The 19,239-nt window shown below is 45.8% G+C and carries 14 protein-coding genes and 1 other RNA gene; 6 read left to right on the forward strand and 9 right to left on the reverse strand.

The window, feature by feature from the left end:
* Positions 1-3 precede the first annotated feature (3 nt).
* The 7 genes from ACMVP2_RS02130 to tsaD all read right to left on the reverse strand — a co-directional run bounded on the left by ACMVP2_RS02130 (position 4) and on the right by tsaD (position 8,963).
* Entirely contained in the window at positions 4-2,496 is a 2,493-nt protein-coding gene (locus ACMVP2_RS02130; protein ID WP_416866533.1) for a protein kinase domain-containing protein, read from the reverse strand.
* Positions 2,497-2,511: 15 nt separating this feature from the next.
* A complete protein-coding gene (locus tag ACMVP2_RS02135) occupies positions 2,512-3,087 on the reverse strand; it encodes an ECF-type sigma factor (RefSeq protein ID WP_416866534.1) in 576 nt (191 codons plus the stop codon).
* A gap of 175 nt (positions 3,088-3,262) precedes the next feature.
* The gene (locus ACMVP2_RS02140) at positions 3,263-5,881 is read right to left on the reverse strand and encodes a right-handed parallel beta-helix repeat-containing protein (RefSeq protein WP_416866535.1); all 2,619 of its coding nucleotides are present in this window, start codon (positions 5,879-5,881) and stop codon (positions 3,263-3,265) included.
* A gap of 255 nt (positions 5,882-6,136) precedes the next feature.
* Positions 6,137-6,655, reverse strand: coding sequence for an HNH endonuclease (locus ACMVP2_RS02145; RefSeq protein ID WP_339786464.1), 519 nt, complete (start codon positions 6,653-6,655; stop codon positions 6,137-6,139).
* A 7-nt stretch (positions 6,656-6,662) separates the two neighbouring features.
* Positions 6,663-7,439: an NlpC/P60 family protein gene (locus tag ACMVP2_RS02150; RefSeq protein ID WP_416866536.1), complete on the reverse strand. Its 777-nt coding sequence runs from the start codon at positions 7,437-7,439 to the stop codon at positions 6,663-6,665.
* Positions 7,440-7,444: 5 nt separating this feature from the next.
* A complete protein-coding gene (gene smpB / locus ACMVP2_RS02155; RefSeq protein ID WP_317487401.1) occupies positions 7,445-7,912 on the reverse strand; it encodes an SsrA-binding protein SmpB in 468 nt (155 codons plus the stop codon).
* A 46-nt stretch (positions 7,913-7,958) separates the two neighbouring features.
* A complete protein-coding gene (gene tsaD / locus ACMVP2_RS02160; RefSeq protein ID WP_416866537.1) occupies positions 7,959-8,963 on the reverse strand; it encodes a tRNA (adenosine(37)-N6)-threonylcarbamoyltransferase complex transferase subunit TsaD in 1,005 nt (334 codons plus the stop codon).
* Between the two features lie 9 nt (positions 8,964-8,972).
* On the opposite strand from tsaD, the gene ACMVP2_RS02165 reads away from it, so the two are divergent.
* From ACMVP2_RS02165 to ACMVP2_RS02190, 6 genes are all read left to right on the forward strand, one after another.
* Positions 8,973-13,586, forward strand: coding sequence for a translocation/assembly module TamB domain-containing protein (locus ACMVP2_RS02165; protein ID WP_416866538.1), 4,614 nt, complete (start codon positions 8,973-8,975; stop codon positions 13,584-13,586).
* Between the two features lie 39 nt (positions 13,587-13,625).
* A complete protein-coding gene (locus ACMVP2_RS02170; RefSeq protein WP_339786453.1) occupies positions 13,626-14,933 on the forward strand; it encodes a deoxyribodipyrimidine photo-lyase in 1,308 nt (435 codons plus the stop codon).
* Positions 14,934-14,937: 4 nt separating this feature from the next.
* The gene (locus tag ACMVP2_RS02175; protein WP_416866539.1) at positions 14,938-15,903 is read left to right on the forward strand and encodes a Smr/MutS family protein; all 966 of its coding nucleotides are present in this window, start codon (positions 14,938-14,940) and stop codon (positions 15,901-15,903) included.
* A 36-nt stretch (positions 15,904-15,939) separates the two neighbouring features.
* On the forward strand, positions 15,940-16,338 hold the full coding sequence (locus ACMVP2_RS02180; protein ID WP_416866540.1) for a hypothetical protein: 399 nt from the start codon (positions 15,940-15,942) through the stop codon (positions 16,336-16,338).
* Positions 16,339-16,380: 42 nt separating this feature from the next.
* Positions 16,381-16,796: RNase P RNA component class A (gene rnpB, locus ACMVP2_RS02185), an RNA gene on the forward strand.
* 15 nt (positions 16,797-16,811) lie between these two features.
* Positions 16,812-17,972, forward strand: coding sequence for a sigma-54-dependent transcriptional regulator (locus ACMVP2_RS02190; RefSeq protein ID WP_416866541.1), 1,161 nt, complete (start codon positions 16,812-16,814; stop codon positions 17,970-17,972).
* 54 nt (positions 17,973-18,026) lie between these two features.
* Here ACMVP2_RS02190 and ACMVP2_RS02195 read toward each other — a convergent pair whose 3' ends face one another.
* Together ACMVP2_RS02195 and ACMVP2_RS02200 are read right to left on the reverse strand one after the other, a co-directional pair.
* On the reverse strand, positions 18,027-18,149 hold the full coding sequence (locus ACMVP2_RS02195) for a hypothetical protein (RefSeq protein ID WP_255471521.1): 123 nt from the start codon (positions 18,147-18,149) through the stop codon (positions 18,027-18,029).
* A 95-nt stretch (positions 18,150-18,244) separates the two neighbouring features.
* Positions 18,245-19,237: an acyl transferase gene (locus tag ACMVP2_RS02200; protein ID WP_416866542.1), complete on the reverse strand. Its 993-nt coding sequence runs from the start codon at positions 19,235-19,237 to the stop codon at positions 18,245-18,247.
* Positions 19,238-19,239 lie beyond the last annotated feature (2 nt).

Consider the following 19,239-nt stretch of genomic DNA (forward strand, 5'->3'; position numbering starts at 1 on the left):
CTACTACTTAGACTGGATAGCAGCCCATTCATCTTTCAACTTCTGATGGTACGGATGATCTTCCCCTAATACTTCCTTACTTAGTTCAATGGCCTTTGCATAATTGAGTTCGGCCTTTGCCATGTCGTTCAACTCGCCATACAAGTCCCCAAAGTTCGAATAAACATCGATTACTTTTCTGCTCTTCTCCCCCAGCTTGTCGAGATAAATGTTGAATGCCTTCTGGTAACTTCGCTCAGCCTCATCAAATTTCTGCATTGCCTGCCAAGTCATTCCCATGCTCACATAGTCACCTGCTACGTAAGGATGCTCGTCGCCAAAATTATTGACATCCGCCGCAAGCACCTTTTCATAGTAGCTCAGCGCATTCCCAAAGTCCCGCTGTCCAAATTTTGAATTTCCGAGGTTGTACAACACGCTTACTGTATAATTGTGAAAGGGGCCAAATTTAGCCAGGTAGGCCTCATACGCCAAAAGCTGCAAAGAGTCTGACTTCGCATAGTCTTTCAGCTTGTAGTAGGCAGAGCCCAAATTCGCATAGGAACTAAGCGTACTAGGATGATCAGGCCCATAAATTCGAAAGTTCTCGTCCAGCAAGTCCCGGAGTATCTGCACCTGTTTTTCAAAGTCATGAAGTCGGCTATATACTAATGAGAGGTTGTTTAAAGCAATAAGCTTCAAGGTAACATCTTCACCCTCGAATTTCTCACCTAGTTCAACTGCCGCCAAACTCGCCTCAAGTGCTTCTTCATACTTTGACTGCTCCCGAAGGTTGCTGCTGAGATAGTTGTAGGCAAACCCCAGTTGAATTTCCTTTTTCAGGCTCCCCCCTCCTTCGGTGTGTCCTGAAGCTATGGCGTCTTCAATGAGGGCAATTGCCTTTCTCACTTCACCCTCCCCTTGCTCATATTTGGCTTTCAGGTATAGAACATACCCATGGTCTTTGTAAGATATTGCCAATGCCAGTGGATAGCCATCTCTTTCCTGCTCAAGATGGCCGATCGCCAACTGAATGGTTGAATCAGCTTTGTCGTACTCCGACATATCCCGATAGTAGCCAGAAATCTCATTGTATAGCCTGCCAAGCTCAAGCGCACTACCATTTCGTTCCTGATAATATTGGAGTGCATCGAAGAAAAGAGGCCCTGACTCCTTCCACAAGCCCAGCCTTTTGTATAAACTACCCAGCTGCACCTGAGCTGAGGCTTTGATCTCAGGGTCGCTGATGTTACTGATTTCCTTCTCGCTATTTCGGAGCAAGGCAACGGCTGTCACCTCTTCTCCCTGCACCAGCCCAGGGTCATTTGCCTCGAATATCTTAGTCAGAAACTCGTTGGAAGCCATCACCTTTTGCTGCTCCCTTTCCAGTGCTCGCTTCTGAATTTGAGTAATGATAGCAGCGCCCATTGACACCACCACAATGACTGCTACAAGTGCCGAGGCAAGTGTGTTGCGCCTTAAAAACAGGCGGGAGGAATAGCCCCAGCTCGTCTCTCTGGCGGCCACTGGGAACTGGCCAAGGTAATTTTGAAGATCAGCGACCAAGTCAGTCACTGTCTGGTACCTCTGCCCTGCATCAACAGCCATGCACTTTATAATAATTGCGTTCAGGTCTGTCTTAATGGCCGGGTTCAAGGTCATTGGGGCCTGAAACTGCCCACTACGTATCATTGCTATTACCTTGTCTCTCTCGTCGCCGTCAAACGGCATGCGTCCTGTGAGCAACTCATACAAAAGCACTCCCAACTGATAGACATCGGACTGAACGGACAACCCTTTGTGCGAGAGTTGCTCAGGAGATGCGTATTTCAGGGTGCCTCCAAAAGAAGTATCATCCTCCAACTGGTCATCAAAGAGCTTGCCTATGCCAAAATCGAGCAGTTTGACCTGTCCATCATCGGTAATGAGAACATTCGAAGGTTTAATATCTCTATGAAGGATGAAGGCGTTGTGGGCATGAATCACCGCACGACACACTGGAATCATAATGCGGTTAAGCGTATCGGAAATGCTTAACCGATGCTGTTTACAGTATTGATTAATAGGCAAGCCATCCACATACTCCATGACCAGGTAAGGAGTCTGATCATCGGTAAGCCCCCCGTCAAAAATGCTTGCTATGTTGGGGTGATTCAGCGAAGCCAATAGTTGCCGTTCCGCTTTAAAGTATTGTTCGTATTTGTCAGTGTTGAGCAGTGGCGAAAGCACCTTTATAGCCACTTGCTGATCAAACAAGTTGTCAGCTCTTTTTGCTTTGTAAACCACTGCCATGCCACCCACACCCACCTCTTCCACCACCTGGTACTTACCAATGGTATAACCCACTGGGAGCCTTATTTCGAGGCTATCGGAAAGCTGTTTGGTGAGATTATCTTGCAACCCATCAAAAAATACCTCAGCATCATTCCTACGCCCAAGTAAATCGGGCAAAACCTCTACAGAAAGGTTCATCTTCGTTAAAAAATCGATCCATTCCTCTTCGGAATATTGCTCCATAGCGTAGACTACAATTTAGGCAGCTGAAGGTGAAAGCTGCATATGCAGCCACGTTTTGGCCATATTCCATGATCGCTTAACCGTGGACGGGCTTGTGCCTAATATCTTTGCTGTTTCGTCAATAGAAAGGCCAGCAAAAAAACGGCACTCGACAATTTTCCCGTAGGTAGGCTCTCTTTTCTCAAGCACCTCCAAAGCTTCATGTATTTTCAAGATGGCCGTTCCTGTCTCTTCAGTAAAATTTATATGCTCTTCAAGGTCATCAATTTTCAAATGATTGGGCTGATTTCCTCGCTTGTCAGTTTGCTTTTTCAGGCAAGCGTTCACCAAAATTTGCCGGATGGCTTTGGCCGCCAGATTGTGAAAGTGCTCTTTGCTTTGAAGCTTGCTAAGGTCAGCTTTCGAGAGTTTCAAATATGCTTCGTGCACAAGTGCCGTGGTGTTCAGGGTTTCTTGTTGCCGAAACTTGAACCTCAAATGGTGGGCATTTTTCCGAAGCTCGTCGTAAACAACGGGAAAGAGTTCATCAAGGGCTTTTTGGTCACCTTTATTGATCCTGTCTATCAGTTTCACCAGCTCCGCTTCACCCATCGTTTGGTATAATAAATTAGATGCCTATAAATGCTATCAAAGTATAAAGCTATAAAGAATAAATAGAATATTCCGTATTTAATCTACGGGCGGAAGCATAAAAAACCCGATCCTTTTGGATCGGATCGGGCCTTTACAAGAAATTCACTGCCTGTGTTTATCGATTGGTTTTTACCTATTCCTGATTATTTCCACTGGCATTACCAGTAAAAGTGTTGCCGGCTGCGGCTCCGGCAAAGTCATTGGTTACACCTTTGGAATAGATGCCGTAGCCACTGCTGTTGGAAATAGTAGAGTTCGTTACCGTCACCTTTCCGTCTGAGTTCACGGCAATATTGGCAGGGAAATCGGCTCCATTAAAGTCATGCGGTGAGTTTCCACCGTAAGCGATGTTGCAAAAATCAAACTCATTGCTGGCATCTGTTGACGAAAAATAAAATCCTTTCCAGTGCAATCCACCATCGATATTTGACGAAGTGAAAGTGATCGTGTTAGTGGAAGTTCCTTTTGCCGTAAATGCGCCGTCAACCAGAATCTGGACGTCTTCGTCCATTTTGAAAGAAGCGCCTGCTTCCACAGTAACTTTTCCGTACACCCTGATATTTCCGGTAATTCGGTAAGAAGCGCCGGTGATCAACGACTTCCACGTGACCACTTTGGCCTGGGCCAGGTCGCTTCCAAACACTTCCACGTCGGCAAATGAGTTGTTGGTGAAGGTGCTTGCTCCATCCATGGCATCAACTTCATCGGCTGGTATACCTACCCCCCTTTTGTTGTCGGAAAAGCTGTTGGTTCCAAAACTACCTATCTGCCCGCCCGACTCATCGGCGTAGATTCCATAGTCTTTATTGTTGGTAAACGTAGAGTTGGTAACCGATACCTTGCCGGTGATATCCACGCCAATGGCAGCTGCAAAATCGGCTCCTGAGAAATCGATAGGAGAATTACCGGCGAACGAAAAGTCGGTGAAATCAAAGTTGTTGAGGCTACTGGCAGAGCTGATGTAAATGCCCTTCCAGTAGAGCTCGCCTCCAGGGTTTGATGTCGTAAATACAATGCGGTCGGTGGCAGTTCCCACGGCTGTGAGCGACCCAAAAACCCTTACCAAAACATTTTCATCAAAGTTCACGATAGCTCCGGCGGCAATGGTGAGCTTCCCCTTTACATCCATGTCGCCCGACAGTCTGTAGGCAGCACCTCCGCTGAGTTTTTTCCATGTTGACGTTTTGGATTCCGAAAAATCCGACTCAAAAATTTCAACATCAGCATTGGTATTGTCGGTGAAAACAGAAGCACCGTCTATCATTTCAGCCTGGTCAGCTGGCAAGCCAACCGCCCTGTCATTTAAAGCAAGTGTGTTGTTTTCAAAAGCACCAATCTGCCCACCGGCATCGTCGGCATACACGCCATAGCCTTTGTTGTTGGAGAAGGTGCTGTTTTTGAAAGCCATTTTTGCGCCGAGCTCAATACCAACACCGGCGGAGAAGTCTTCTCCTGAGAAATTCATGACCGAATTTCCAGCATAGGATAGCGTCACGTGGTTGAGTATGTTTCTACCATCGGCTGAGTTCACATAAATACCTTTCCAGCGAAGTGCGGAGGCTGCATCGGAGGTTGTGAACTCAATCGGACTCTCTGCTGTGCCGGCAGCTATGAACGCCCCGTCTACTCTGATCATCACATCCTCATCCAAACCAAATTTGGCCCCGGGAGCAACAGTAAGCACTCCATTCACATCGATATCTCCCGAAACTGTGTAACGGGCGTCGTTGCTCAATGCCTTCCATGTTATTTCTGTCGCTTCGGCAATTGAAGAGGAAAAAATTTCAACATCAGCATTTGTTGAGTTAGTAAACGTGGTGGTATTGTCAACACTTGCTGCCGTTTCAGCCCACACGGCCATGCCGTTTTCATTGTCAGCAAAGAGGTTGTCTTTAAAGGTATTCAGTTTCCCTCCATCGTCGTCGAGATAAACTGCATATCCTTTATTGCTGGCAAACAGGCTATTTTCAATCTTGATATTTCCTCCTCCATTTACACCTACGCCAGCCTTATAGTCAGCTCCGTTAAAATCCATCGCTGTGTTGCCGGCGTATGAAACTTCGGCATACTTAAGTATGTTCTGCGCACTGGCTGACTGTATATAAAGCCCCTTCCAAAACAGATCAGCCTCTTTGTTAGCTGTGGTAAAAATGATGGAGTCGGTTTCAGTGCCAGCTGCCAGCAAAGTGCCACCTTGCTCGATCTTCATCATTTTATCTTCCTGGAAATGAATAACGACCCCAGGTTCCACAGTGAGCACGGCAAGCACAGACACATTGCCAGTAACAAGATAGTCGATCAAATTAGGGTCAAGATTGATGTTTTCAAGGGTCATGTCGCTGTCTATAAACCCGCTAAGCTCCACATAACCAGGTGCCAGAGCATTTATAGTCACCGTCTTGGTATCGCTTACGCCTTCATCAGCATTCGAAATTTTCAACTGCACTTCGTAGTCTCCCTCCACGTCGGGGATCAAAGAAGCAATAATGGCATCGGCGTTGGTTATTTCGGTTGTGCTACCGGCTGGTTGCGACAGCAGCGTCCACTCGGCAGTGAAGCCAATCGCATCCGCATCCACAGAACCACTTGCATCCAGGGTAATTTCTTCATTCACAGCCGGGTTTTCCGGACTAAAATCGATATCTGCTTCCAGCTTGAACTTCGAGGGTGCTGGTTCATCGTCCCCACAACTTATTGCAAACACTAACATCACCAAACAGGTGAGCATTCCGACTAACTGTTTTACTTTCATATTACATGGTCTTTTTATGTGATCAAATTCCCTTCACCCCCTACTACAGGAAAAGGAGTGAAATCGGGTCAGCTCACTTAAAAAAAATCATGAATTTATTTTTCCGGTCACGTTGGCCAGCCTTTGAGACATAGTTGTCGGGTCAGCAAAAGCCTTTGTCTTCTGCAGCAGGGCCCCAAAAATGGAGGTGACAAAGGACAAGCCACAAAAGACGGCTGGATCGTTGGGAAGGTGTAAAGAGGGGAATGGGGAGGATTATAGCGCCTCCGACTTGAGTTGCAAAAAAGGTCGCCACTCGTCGAACACACTGCCATTGGAGGTCTTTAAAAACATGATGTAAGACGGCTTGAAAGGCTCTTTTCTAAGTTTCATCCCGACTTCACCGGGAGAATAATCGCCTTTCTTGGCGTTGCAATGTTTGCAGGCAGTAACAAGGTTTTTCCAGCTGGAGGTTCCGCCTTTTGAGCGAGGAACAAGGTGATCAAGGGTGAGGTCCCGGTTGGTACCGCAATACTGGCATTCGTGGTTGTCACGCCGGAAAACGTTTTGGCGGGACAGGATAACCCCTTTGTAGGGGACACTGATATACCTGGATACTTTGATGACCGATGGGGCCTGATATGAAGTGTCCACAGTGTGCAAATAAACATTGGGCACGGGCGAAATCATTTCAGCCTTATTCAAAAAGACAAGAAGAAATGCTCTCTCCACCGAACAAACAGTCAAGGGAGAATAGTCCTGATTAAGAACTAGTACATTCCTTTTTAAGCTCATGCCTCTTCTACATTTTGAGGATCCTCCTCACAGCCACTAGCTGCCCATCTCTCATTTCACTGGTTAGACCCTTGTCATCAATATTAACAATCTTCACCGAATCAGTCACTATCACCGCCTGTTCTTCTCCTATGTTGATGCCTGCCTTTATTTCATCTTTAACATTCCAAACAAGCAAATCCCCAGGCTTAGACTCGCTCCACAAATCGACCTGATCGCCCGTGGCGGCAAGCTGCTTTAGACTCCTTGGTACCGGATAGCCCACCATGCGATATACCTGCTGCACAAGTCCGATATCATCGATGCCATAAGGAGACCTTGCACCAGCTCTGTAAGGGGAGTACATATACTTCTGCAGGATTTCACGGAGAAAACCATAATCACGACGCTGACCGAGACTTTTCGAGTTTCCGTTGAAAGCCAACTGCTCCTCTATTTTGAATAGTTCATTAGTGGAAATCGGCAGCACACTTCCTATAAGGATATTCAGGTAGTGTTTCTTGAAAAAGATATTCGCTGTCAAATCCGTGCAAACTTTGTAGTCAGAGTGATTGATCTGCTCAAAATACTCTTGTGTGATTCCGTAGAAATGCACCTTCAAAATCCACCCGACCACTCCATCAAAATGGATTTTTACCTTTATCCACTTTTTGTCATCACTTGCTTCCAAAACCTCATAGTGCTCCCCAAAAAGAAGCTCGCTTAGTTGAAGCGAGTGAAAGGAAGGTTCGCACATAACCGGCACAAGGCATAATCTACAAATTCCCTTTTCGGTCTCAGTCATAAGGTTTACAGTCTAAGTCGGTCTAGCTCTCGTTTGCTATCCCTCTCTTTGATACTTTCTCTTTTGTCATGAATTTTTTTACCCTTTGCAAGGGCTATTTCCATTTTAGCTAGTCCTTTGTCCGTCATAAAAAGCCTCACCGGCACTATGGTAAGGCCCTTTTCTTCCATTTTTGATTGCCACTTCTCGATGTCCCTCTTTTTTATCAGGAGCTTTCGCTCCCTGACAGGATCATGGTTGAAATGGGTGGCCTCGGCGTAGGGGGTAATATTCATCGCCTTGATAAAAATCTCGCCTCTATTGAAATAACAATACGCTTCCTGCAAGCTGGCTTTCCCTTCCCGAATGGACTTGATCTCAGTCCCCTTGAGTACAATGCCTGCTACGAGCGTATCAATAAACTCAAACTCAAAACGAGCCTTCTTGTTTTTGATGTTTACTGAGTTTGAAAATCGCTTATCGTCCTTTGCCATTCAATATTTAGCTGAGCATTTCTTTAAAAACTAAAATAGCATAAAATTAAAATTTCATCCTAGGCATTGGGGCAACATCCATGGATGAAAAGTCCTTTTCAAGGTATTTGAAATGGGCCGTCATGGCAATCATGGCTGCGTTGTCGGTACAATACTCAAACTTGGGAATATACACTTCCCAGCCCAGCTCAGCACGCTGATTTTCAAGTGCTTGCCGAAGTCCTGAGTTGGCCGCCACACCTCCGGCAATGGCAATTTGCCTTATCCCTGTTTGCTTTGCTGCCTTCTTGAGTTTCTGCAAAAGCATGTGGATCAAAGTGTGCTGTATACTGGCGCAAATGTCGTTGATATTGTTTTCAACGAATGTCGGGTCGGTCTTTGTTTGGTCTCTCAGAAAGTAGAGAATAGCCGTTTTTATCCCACTGAAGGAGTAGTTCAAGCCTTGCATTTCTGAGAGCGGAAATTGAAAGGCCTCCGGATTGCCTTTTTGCGCCAACTTATCGATAAACGGGCCACCGGGATAGGGCAGCTCCAGCATTTTGGCCGCTTTGTCAAACGCCTCCCCTACTGCATCGTCCTGCGTTTCGCCTATCACCTGCATGCGCATGGGTGACTCCACCAGCACTATCTGCGTGTGCCCGCCGCTTACTGTAAGGCACAGAAACGGAAATACCGGTTTTGGGTCTTCAATAAAATGCGCCAGGATATGAGCCTGCATATGATTAACGGCTATCAGAGGCACCCCCATCCCCCAGGCCATTGCTTTAGCAAAGGAGCTACCCACAAGCAAAGCACCCAATAATCCAGGTCCTTGCGTGAACGCAACGGCGTCAAGTTGGTGTTTATCAATACCTGCTTCTTTTAAAGCCTGATCTACTACGGGCACAATATGCTTCTGGTGTGCTCTGGAGGCCAGTTCTGGCACTACACCACCATATCGTTGGTGAACAGATTGCGTAGCAATAATATTATTAAGAATTTTACCGTTCCTGATCACAGCGGCAGAAGTCTCATCGCACGAAGATTCGATCGCTAAGATGGTCGGGGACATACAGTTGATTTGAACTATAAAACTAAAACATCTGTCGTTTTCTATGGTATTGGGAAAGCCTTCTACTGGTTTTCACTTACCATTTTACTTTTGCTGATTGGCTTGTTTATCACGCTGCAATCATCGGCTGTTCAAACATGGCTGGTTTCCTACGCCTCCAAATCCTTCTATGAACAAACAGGGCACAAAGTTACCATTGCAAAAGTGGATGTCAACTGGTTTGATGAAATTACCCTTGATAGCCTGGAAGTAAAGGATCTCCAGGATACCAGCATGATTACCATAAATAGATTGTTGGTCGATTTTAGCCTTCTCGATTTATTACGTCCTAGTCAGCTACATTTTGACGCCGCCCGAATAACGGGAGCCGATGTGCGGCTGGTGAAGTTCGCCGACGACCAACTCGACAACATCTCCTTTCTCATCAGCCAATTACGGCCCAAAGACACTACTGCCCGAACTTCGCTGCCACGTCCGATAAGTGTGAGCCGGATCAAACTGGAGAAAAGCAGGTTCTCCCTCAACGACATGCGAAAGGACAGCATTGAGGTAGGCTTCAACTACTACCAGTTTACCATCGATAGCATATTCAGCGACCTTAGCAACTTCTACCAACGGCTGGACACTGTCAAGTTCAGGGTAGACAAGCTGGCTGCCGGTGAGAGAAGTAAAAAGCTGAAGGTCAACAGCCTCCAAACAAACTTTCTGCTTACCTACCAAACTATGGAACTCTCTGACTTAGACCTGCATACGCAACACAGCCACTTGCAGGACTATGTCAAGTTTGAGTTTTCCAACCCCTCTAACCTTACCTATTTTGTTGACAGCGTCAACATAGTAGCTCATTTTGACAGCACGACAATAAGTAACCGGGACCTGCGACACTTTTCGCCCTATCTCGAAAAGTACGATGATACCTATTCCATATCAGGCGACTTCAGCGGAGGAGTTACCAATTTTAGCTTGAAGAACTTTAGCCTGTATTTTGGTGAAAACAGTCAGCTCTTTGGCAATGCAAGCTTCAACGGCTTGCCCAACTTTATGGAAACCTTTATTGACCTCCGACTTGATAAATCGACGCTACTCGCCAACGACCTTGGCATGTATATGAATCAGCAAGACTATTACATACTGAATCGCCTCGGTTTCATTAGGTTCGATGGCAGGTTCATTGGTTTTCCTACCGACTTTGTGGCCAACGGGAGTTTTGATTCAAGGCTGGGAAGTGCTAAATCCGATGTCAACCTGAAGCTCCCTAGCACACCGGAAAAGGCAGTTTACAGTGGCTCCCTTACAGTCAAAAACCTAAACCTGGGCACTTTAGCAGGCGACTCCGAACTTCTCCAAAAAGTAAGCTTTTCCGGAAGTGTCTCCGGCAAAGGCCTCACACCATCATCTGCTGATTTTTACCTGAAAGGCAACATACAAAAGCTCGGACTCAAGGGCTACGACTACGTGAATATCAAAACAGATGCACGACTAGCCGCAAGTTTTTTTGAGGGAAAGCTCAGTATTGATGACCCCAACGTAAAACTTCAGGTCGAGGGTTCGTTTGATTTCAGAAACCAGCTCAACAAATTCAAAGCGAACGCATCACTTGACACACTCTTCCTATATCCTCTCCAGCTTACTTCCAACGATGTATTTCTCAGGGGGCAAGTCGACCTTGATTTTCAGGGACTTGAAATAGATAGTATTACGGGCAGTGCGGCAATACATAACCTAATGCTTGAAGTTGACGGAAAACAGTTCAAGGCGGATAGTATTCTCGCTACATCACAAAGGAGCGGACCACAGCGTTCGTTCAATATTCTGTCAGAGCATTTGAGTTTAAGCGCTGAGGGTAACTTTGATTACACAACCCTATTTGCGGATTTATCGGAAACATTTAACGAATATGAGTTGGCATTCAGGAATAATAGCGACGACATTGAAAGCTACTATGCCAGCAAACCCGCAAAAGAAGTATCGCCGTACAAAATACGTGTAAATGCAACGCTCAGGGATATCAACCCACTGACTGATCTTTTCGTCAAAGACTTTTACATAGCTAAAGGGACGCAAATTGAAGCCGGATTCAACAAAAACATCTCTTCAGTTGCTTCATTTTACACTGCCATTGATACACTCACCTTCAGGGAGTTCTCCTTCATTGGAAACGAAATAGATATCAACACCAGCAAAGCGGCAGACAGCACAGACGTGCTATCGATGTTCTACATATCGTCGATGCGACAGCTGCTTAATAACAGAGATATTACACAAAACAACTACCTGGAGGCGATTTGGAGTAATAACAAAATCGATTTTCAAACCAACGTAGAGCAGCTCAACACCACCAACTACGCCCGGGTATACGGGGACCTTCAATTTCTTGCAGACAGGACAATTATCACCGTATACCCTTCTGACCTTCAAGTGCTTGAGGGAAAGTGGCAGTTTTCAGACAACAACCAGATTGTTATCACAGATGAAGCGATTGCCTTTGAAAACTTGAAGCTTTCGGCGGGCAGTCAGGAAGTGGAACTAACTGGCTATATCAGCGACTCCACAAATATTCCGCTACGAGGCCGGGTCTCGAATTTTGCTCTGTCTAACCTCAACCCGCTCACAACTGTTCCTCTGGACGGAGTGGTAAACGGGCATGCCACGCTGATTAACTATGGTGAGGGATCCATTGTTGAAAGCGACCTCAAAATTGACAACTTCTTTGTCGATAGATTTTTAGTCGGAAACCTAACCGGTAAATCATCATGGAACGATGCCTCCAAACAAATACTGTCGAGGCTTACCGTAATAAGGGAAGGCAAAAATATCATTGGGCTCAATGGCTACTATGCCCCACTCGACAGCATAAGCCCGCTCAACTTCACTGCCGACTTCGACAATGCCAACATTAATATCCTTGAGCCCTTCATCGACGAAAACTTTAATGACATTAAAGGCACTGCCAGCGGAAAATTCAGAATTTCCGGCAGCCCAACTTACCCTATTCTCCGGGGCACCGGGACGCTGCGCAATGGAGCAGGAAGAGTCAGGTACCTCAACACTTTCTACAGTTTCAACGGAGATATCTTCTTTGATGATAACGAAATAGGTGTCCGAAACCTCGACGTCCGAGACGAGCAGGATCATCGTGCTTCATTGAATGGAGGTATTTTCCACGATGGATTTAGGGACTTTGTGTTGGACTTAGAAGGGCAGTTGAATAACTTTCAAGTACTTAACACGGCTGCTGCCGACAATTCCCTGTACTACGGCACCGCCTATGCCACTGGCTCAATCAACTTTTTGGGTGCCATATCCAACCTCAATATTAGCGCCAAAGCTACCACAAATAGAAATACACGGATTTTCATTCCGCTTGACGAAAGCTCCGACGTACAGGTTGAGGACTTCATCTCATTCGTGAACTTTAGCGACACAACCAAAGTAGCCGATAAGGAATCGGATATTGACGAAGAGAAGTTTTCTAATATTCGACTCGATTTCGACCTTGACATCACGCCTGACGCATATTGCGAGCTGATCTTCGACATAAAATCCGGCGACATCATACGGGGCAGAGGCAATGGAAAGCTCAACATGCAAATTGACACCAACGGGGATTTCTATATGTTTGGTGATCTTGAAATCGAGGAAGGGGGATATAATTTCACCCTTTACAATATCATCAATAAGGAATTTGAGATCGTGAGCGGAAGTAGTATCTCCTGGTCGGGTGATCCCTACAAAGCCCAGATGGACATTACTGCGGGCTATCGGCAAAATGCATTGCTATCCCCAATTCTGACCAATATCGACAGCGCTACCCTGAATACACCTGAGCTGAAGAGACGGTATCCCACAAACGTACAAATGAAGCTCAATGGGGATTTGATGTCACCAGACATCGCCTTCGACATTCAGATAACAGGCTACCCTGAGACCGCCGGCGCCAATAGTTATCCTTTGGGCACTACCATCCAGGGGTTCAAAAACACAGTAAAAACAGATGAGCAGGAAATGAAACGCCAGGTGTTCAGTTTGATCATCCTGCGACGTTTCTCACCCATCAACAGCTTCAACGTCGGCACCAACTCCATCGGCAGTAGTGTGAGTGAATTTGTCTCCAACCAGCTCAGCTATTGGATTTCTCAGGTGGACGAGAACCTTGAAATCGACATCGATCTGGCCAGCCTTGACAACGATGCTTACAACACGTTCCAGCTTCGGCTCGCTTACACATTTTTGGATGGCCGACTGCGGGTTTCGAGAGATGGAGGCGTTACAAGCACCACCACCCGCAACGAACTGGGAGCCATTATGGGCGACTGGACCCTTGAGTACCTGCTTACACCTGACGGCAAATTGAGAGCCAAAATGTACTCCAGAACCAGCGTCAACAGCCTCACGCAAAACATAAGTAACCAGACCAATACCAAAGCGGGCTTTAGCCTCCAGTACATCCGAAGCTTCAACAACTTCAAAGACTTGATGCAGGACGTCCGTGTTAAAAACAGAGAAGAACCTGACCAGCAGGAAGAAGACAAAAAGACCTCATTCAACTTCAATTCGGATAAGATAAAGCAAGAGGAAGACGATGCAAGTGGTCACCCCTTCTTCAATTTTTCTGAGCTTTAATAACTAAATGACCACTGCGTAGTTAGTTAAGAAAAACCTATGCCAACGCATCCGGCTGTCAATATTTTCTGGTTCCGGCGAGACCTTCGCTTTGCGGATAATGCAGGGCTTTTCTACGCACTGAAAGATGAGACTCCAGTTCTTCCGATCTTCATTTTTGACCCGCACATATTATCGAAACTTGAAGAAAAGGCCGATGCCCGGGTTTCGTTCATTCACAGCACCTTGTTGCGACTGAAGAAGCAGCTAGAAGACCACGGAAGCTCGATACGCATTCTGTATGCTTCACCCGAAGCAGCATTTTCGCAGCTGGCGGCAGAATTCGACATCAAAGCGGTCTACACCAACCGGGACTACGAACCTTATGCCAACGAAAGGGACGCCACAGTCCGCTCACTACTCAAGGAAAAAGGGATAGGTTTCTACTCTTTCAAAGACCAGGTGATTTTTGAAAAGGAAGAAATACTAACTGACACCAGCGGCGTATATAAGGTGTTCACCCCCTACAAAAACAAATGGCTGGCTAAGTGGCAAAACTTACAGTTGGAAGAGTTTTCTGTTACACCCTCGTCATCAAATTTCCACAAAACCAAGCCATATCCTGTACCTGCGTTGCAAGACATGGGCTTTGCAAAGAGCTCTATTGTCATTCCGCCGTCGACGTTCGATGAGTCTGTTATTGCCAACTATGACAAAAAGAGGGACTTCCCTGCCATTGAAGGTACGACCCGCCTCGGCATTCATCTGCGGCATGGCACTATCAGCGTACGGACAGCTGTGAAAAAAGCGGCCGCCCTTAATCAAACCTGGCTAAATGAGCTTATATGGAGGGAATTCTATCAAATGATCTTGTACAATTTTCCTCATGTTGTTACCAACGCCTTCAAACCTCAATACGACCTCATTCCCTGGAGAAACGATGAGGAACAATTTCAGAAATGGTGTGAGGGAATGACCGGCTACCCGATGGTAGATGCGGGCATGAGGGAATTAAACACCACCGGCTACATGCACAACAGAGTGCGCATGGTAGTCGCCAGCTTCCTTACCAAGCACTTGCTTATCGACTGGCGGTGGGGCGAGGCCTGGTTTGCCAGGAAACTACTTGACTTTGAACTAGCCTCCAACAATGGCGGCTGGCAATGGGCGGCGGGCACAGGCACCGACGCTCAACCGTATTTCAGGGTGTTCAACCCCGAGTCGCAAACAGACAAGTTTGACAAGGACAAATCATATATCCGCCAATGGGTGCCGGAATATGACAGCAAAAATTACATAAAACCGATTGTTGAACATAAATTTGCCAGACAAAGAGCCATAGAAACTTACAAAGCGGCGTTAAAGTAACTGTATGAACATAGGGGACAAAGTAAGGCTTCTGAGAGGAACTGAAGAGGGAGTTATTATCAGGGTGATTAACGAAAACACCTATGAAATAGAAATAGAAGACGGCTTTTCCTTCCCCGTACTTAAGAGTGAGGTCGTTTTGGTAAGTAAAACGGAAGCAGAGCACTTCAAAAGGGGCAACGCCGCACAGCAAAGCGCCTCCGGCCAAAAATCATTCGTCAAGGAGACTCAGGCGGTTGCTGAAAAAGGAATTTACCTTGGCTTCGAGCCAAAGGGAGATATTTTTACAGTCTGGCTGATCAACAACACAGATTACGAGCTGGTTTTTAAGATAGATGAGCTGGTGAAGGGCACCACACTAGGATTACACGCCGGTCACCTGGAGGCAAAGTCGAGCCAGGCAATAGCATCCAAGTCTTCTCAAAACTTTGACAATTGGTCGGACATGCAATTTACCTGCATGTATTTCCAAAAAGGAATCTACAAAAGTAAGCCTATGCTGAGCAGGGTTGTCTCATTCAAAGCAGCAGCTTTCATGCATAAGAAGGGTATGATTCCCATGACCTCGAAGGAAGGATATGTTTATCAACTGGATGATAATCCTGCAAAAATTAATGCTGATGAGATAAAAAACAGCATGCTTTCTGCCAAAGCAGCGCCAGCGCCGAAAACAGAGCAAAAACCAGGCTCGCACGAGGTAGATTTACACATGGAGAAATTAACAGGGCAAAAAGAAGAGGTGCCTACCTCGCAGGCTCTCTCCTACCAACTGGCTATTTTTGAGAAAGAACTGGACTCGGCCATTGCAGCTGGCAGAGACGAGATAACGTTTATTCATGGTGTAGGAAACGGTGTTCTGCGTGAAGAAATCCACAAAAGGCTAAGTAAAATGAAAAATATCTTGTACTTTCAGGATGCCCAGAAACAAAGGTTTGGCTATGGCGCTACACTTATCAAATTAAAAGACTAACTAGCATTTTTTAAGCCTAAAATAAAACATAATACTATGGACGTAAGAAAGTTGATGGAGGAACTTGCCTCTGAAATTAACGGCCAATATTCAGAATATGACGATAATCGATCAGTTGTGATCGTTCCTCTTCCCCACGGTAGGTTCCAATCGGTGCGTGGTGGCAAAATTGACAACAAAAAGTATGGTAAGAGTGTCATTCAGATACTGTCCAGAGTATGTCGTACCGCCGAAAAAATTGATTATACCAAAGTGCTTGCGCACAACGTTGACCTTATCAATTCTAAGTTTGTGGTACTTGGCGATTTCCTAATGGTGGAAACCACATTGTTTGACGACACAGTACCTCCGCAGAAATTGAAGGAAATGATACTCGAAACAGCTAAGCTAGCCGATGAGTGGGAACTTGCCATTACTGGCAAAGACGTCAACTAAGAAGCATCTTTTAGTTATCAAATAAGTTTAACTATTTAGGAAAATGTGATCCGCCTTATCGCCTTGTTCAGAAAGTATTCTGAGCGGGGAGGAAAGTCCGGGCAATGCAGAGCGCCGTACTTCCTAACAGGAAGGGGCATTGTTGGCGACGACAGTGCTACAGACAGTGCAACAGAAAATAAACTACCCGTAATGCTTCTGCATTGGGGGAAAAGGTGAAAAGGTGGGGTAAGAGCCCACCGCTTCAATGGCGACATTGGGGGCACGGTAAACCTTACGGATTGAAAGATCAAATATGCCATGATTCAGGGGCTGCTCGTCCCTGCAGGTTGCTTCGGCAGCCTCGTTGTGGTGGGTAGATTGATAGAACCAGGCGGTGACGCCTGGTCCAGATAAATGATAAGGGTCTCCCGACTTGTCGGGAGACACAGAACCCGGCTTACAGGATCATATTTTCCTATTTTCATTAACCTATGGCAAAAATTCTAATAGTAGACGACGAGAAATCTATTCGCTCTACCCTCCGGGAAATTCTTGAGTACGAAAAATTCAAAATTGAGGAAGCAAAAGATGGGGAAGAGGGCCTTGAAATGCTCAAACAGGGATCGTACGACCTCGTGCTTTGCGACATAAAGATGCCCAAAATGGATGGGCTTGAATTGCTTCACAAGGCAATGGAGGAGGGAATTGACGCACCATTCATTATGATTTCAGCTCATGGCACGATAGATAGCGCTGTGGAAGCGACCAAAAAAGGAGCTTTCGACTTCCTTCAAAAACCGCTGGATCTAAACAGGCTGCTGGTCACTTTGAGAAATGCGCTGGATCGGAAGGAACTGGTGAATGAGACCAGGGTGCTGAAGAAGAAAATAAGCAAGACTTACGATATCGTGGGCGAGTCGCCGAAAATTGAGGAGGTCAAAGCAATGATTGAAAAGGTGGCCCCCACTGATGCAAGAGTGCTGATTACAGGCCCGAATGGTACGGGCAAGGAGCTGGTTGCCAAATGGATCCACGAAAAAAGCAATCGCTCGTCAGGCCCGATGGTGGAGGTAAACTGCGCAGCCATTCCATCCGAACTAATTGAGAGTGAGCTTTTCGGCCACGAGAAGGGCTCCTTCACCTCCGCTGTAAAGCAACGGATTGGGAAGTTTGAGCAGGCTATCGGAGGCACACTATTCCTTGACGAAATTGGCGACATGAGCCTTTCGGCCCAGGCCAAAGTTCTACGTGCCTTACAGGAAAATAGAATTACCCGGGTAGGTGGCGAAAAGGAGGTAAAGGTAGACGTAAGAGTAGTGGCTGCTACCAATAAGGACTTAAAAAAGGCTATTGCTGAAAATCAGTTTAGAGAAGACCTCTATCACCGGCTGAGCGTAATCATCATTCAGGTGCCTGCGCTAAAAGACCGCAAAGACGATATTCCACTACTCGTTGATAGGTTTATTGCAGACATTTCGGCCGAATACGGCTGGGCACCAAAACCAATAGACGATGCCGCCATTAAGCAACTTCAGCAATTTGAGTGGACGGGAAATATCAGGGAGCTAAGAAATGTGACGGAGCGGCTGATGATCATGTCATCAAGCACCATATCAGAAATGGATGTAAAAAAATATGCGGTACTTACTTAGTAAGAACCGCATATATTCTTTCAATAATTTCCAACCAGGTCGAGTACTTTCCAATTAAAGCCTTTGAGCAGGCTTTTCTTTCTGCACGTCCGACTTAGCGTAAGTAGGACACGTCTTCTGAGTACAAGCACCAAGCATGAAAACAGCTACAGCAAACAACAGTAATTTAATTTTCATAACAAAACGGCTTTACTTAGGTTCTTAGAAGCTCTAAGATATATATATCTACACATATATCAAAACACTTTGAGTTCCGAAGCTGGAGGTAATGGCTATTGTATCAGCAAATTGCATCCCCTCACATCCGAATTATCAAACCTGCCAAGCACTTCAAAATCCCCTTTCGTGTTAGTTATTCGGCCCAAATCCTTTGTTTCTATAAAGCAGCAAGAGTGAATATTTCCAAGGTCAATAATATTTAAACCTCCTGCTCTTTTTTCCTTTAAATACGAAAACGGATCATTAATATCACGAACCATCACCTTCATCGATCGTGGGCAAACGAAGCCAGCCCCTCCATCCGAATAGGCCTGCGACATTAACTCTGTCATCCCATACTCCGAATGTATCCACTCCACATTTAATCGCTCTCTCAACAAGGTGTGTAACTCAGCCCTTGTCAGCTCCCTCCCCCTCCCCTTCATGCCTCCGGTTTCCATTACAATAAAGTCACTCAGGTCAAGCTGATGCCTTTCGGAGAGATCAATTAGGGCGAAAGTAACTCCAATTAGCAGCTTTTTACCCTCCTGCCGTTTGAGCTTTTCTATCACACTCAAGAGGGTACTGTCATCCCTCAAAAAGAAGCCTGAGAACTTCGAGCCGGTGAGCTTTATGAAGTGCTCAATCATGTAGATGAGTGAGGATCCACTTCTTTCAAGGTAAGACGGCAGCAAGGCAACAATATGAAAATTTGAGAGTGCTCCATACATTGACTCAAATATTTCCTTCGTTAATTTCTTATAGAATAGAGGGTCATCGAGGTAATGGGAGCTTTGCACAGAACCAGTGGTGCCGCTACTGGAAAACATAAGGGAAGAACCCCATTCACCTGTCTTTATAGCATGATTCTTGAAAAATTCGATCGGAAGAAAGGGAATGTCTTCCAACCGGCTGATTTTTTTTGGGTCTTTAGCTAAGTATGAAATATACTTTTTGTAGACAGGATTGTGTTGGGCCTGCCACTTAAAAATGTCCAGAGCGAGGACAGTAAAATGATCATTATTCAGGTTAAAAAGGCGGTCTCTAAAACTATGAAGCTCGGACATGT

The sequence above is a fragment of the Imperialibacter sp. genome, from assembly GCF_048007035.1.
GTDB lineage: Bacteria > Bacteroidota > Bacteroidia > Cytophagales > Cyclobacteriaceae > Imperialibacter.